This window comes from Polynucleobacter sp. 39-46-10, from assembly GCF_002282275.1.
Genome location: NZ_NCJB01000450.1, coordinates 1 through 1,546, shown reverse-complemented (window position 1 = coordinate 1,546; position 1,546 = coordinate 1). Strand labels below are relative to the sequence as shown.

The window sequence follows — 1,546 nt, the reverse complement described above, 5'->3', positions numbered from 1 at the left end:
TCACTGGGTGGATTTTCAGTGAGCAATTCGGATCCAATCACAGGACAAGCTGGTTGGTACGACGTACGGGTCAAATTAGCTGCAGCAGATGAAAATGAACCAGAAGAAACGTGGCCGCAAGTCAAGGCCTATCGCGTACCTGGAATGATTAAAAAATAACTGTTTACAAAATACCTATGTCACATAATAAAAGCACTTCCCTTCAGTCAACGCCAACGAAAAAGCAACTTGCTTTAGTAATTGACCTAAACGTATGTGTAGGTTGTCATGCCTGCGTAACGTCCTGCAAAGAATGGAATACATCAGGATCGGCGGGTCCACTCACTGATCTAAACCCCTATGGCGCAAATCCAAATGGGGCTTTTTTCAATCGGGTGCAAACATATGAATCTGGTAGCTTTCCTAAAATGGAAACCGTGCACTTTCCTAAGTCATGCTTGCATTGCGAAGAGCCGCCTTGCGTACCGGTATGCCCTACAGGGGCAAGCTATAAACGCGCCGAAGATGGCATCGTACTGGTAGACTACGATAAATGTATTGGCTGTAAGTATTGCGCTTGGGCCTGTCCATACGGCGCACGTGAACTCGACGAAGAACGTCAAGTAATGACCAAATGTACTTTGTGTGTAGATCGGATATACAGCGAAACTTTGCCAGAAAGCGAGAAGAAACCTGCTTGCGTTCTCGCCTGCCCTACCAGCGCACGTATTTTTGGAGATATCCACGATCCAGAATCAGAGGCAAGCAAAGCAATTGAAAATCGCTCCGGCTATAAGCTCATGCCTGAGTGGGAAACGCAGCCTGCAAATCACTACTTACCACGTTCTATTACCGAAATCATTAATGCAGTTAAGGCAGAAATCTAATGCATCCGAATTTTTCACTTATTTTCTTTACTACCCTTGCGGGTATGGCCCAGGGCTTACTGGTTTTTATTGGCATCCTCAATATAGGAAATGATGGCTTGCCTAATGATTTCTTAGTCAAGCTCGCCATACCAACCGCCCTAATCTTGTTGATTACAGGCTTAATCGCCTCAATGTTTCACTTAGGTCACCCAGAAAGAGCCTGGCGCGCCGTACTAATGTGGCGCACTTCATGGTTATCTCGCGAAGTGATTATCCTGCCAATATTCATTGGGATCACCTGCCTTGCTCTATTGTCTGCGTATTTTGGAGAAAATAATTCATGGATTTGGGTTTCTCTGATTGCAGCATCTTTTGTGCTTTGGCTATGCACTGCCAAAATCTACCAATGCATTCGTTTTATTCAAGAGTGGGCTCACTTCTCCACGATTGTGAATTTCATTATTCTTGGTCTCGCATCAGGCTGGATGCTCTTATCCTCCTTACTTTTGATCTGGTTTGGGCCAGATGCTATATCGGTACTCACGCTAAGTCAATTTGGCATTATCCTCATAGCGGCCGCGATGATTGTTAAGCTATGGGTTTGGAAGCGCAATCGAAATCTGCGCCCCAAATCGGATCTCAACTCAGCTACTGGACTCAAAGGCGCAAACGTTCGCCAAACATCCATGGGAATGACT

Annotated in this window: 2 protein-coding genes; both read left to right on the top strand. The window is 45.4% G+C overall.

Annotated features, from left to right (window positions below; all coding sequences use genetic code 11):
- Positions 1-176: 176 nt before the first annotated feature.
- The gene (locus B7X71_RS16690) at positions 177-866 is read left to right on the top strand and encodes a 4Fe-4S dicluster domain-containing protein (RefSeq protein ID WP_293601560.1); all 690 of its coding nucleotides are present in this window, start codon (positions 177-179) and stop codon (positions 864-866) included.
- Positions 866-1,546, top strand: a 681-nt coding sequence (locus B7X71_RS16685) for a DmsC/YnfH family molybdoenzyme membrane anchor subunit (protein WP_293601559.1), incomplete at its 3' end; no start/stop codon positions are given. The genes B7X71_RS16690 and B7X71_RS16685, both read left to right, overlap by 1 nt.

Coding starts and splice junctions, on each gene's coding strand:
- B7X71_RS16690 (WP_293601560.1), top strand. CDS start 177: ATGTCACATAATAAAAGCACTTCCCTTCAGTCAACGCCAACGAAAAAG.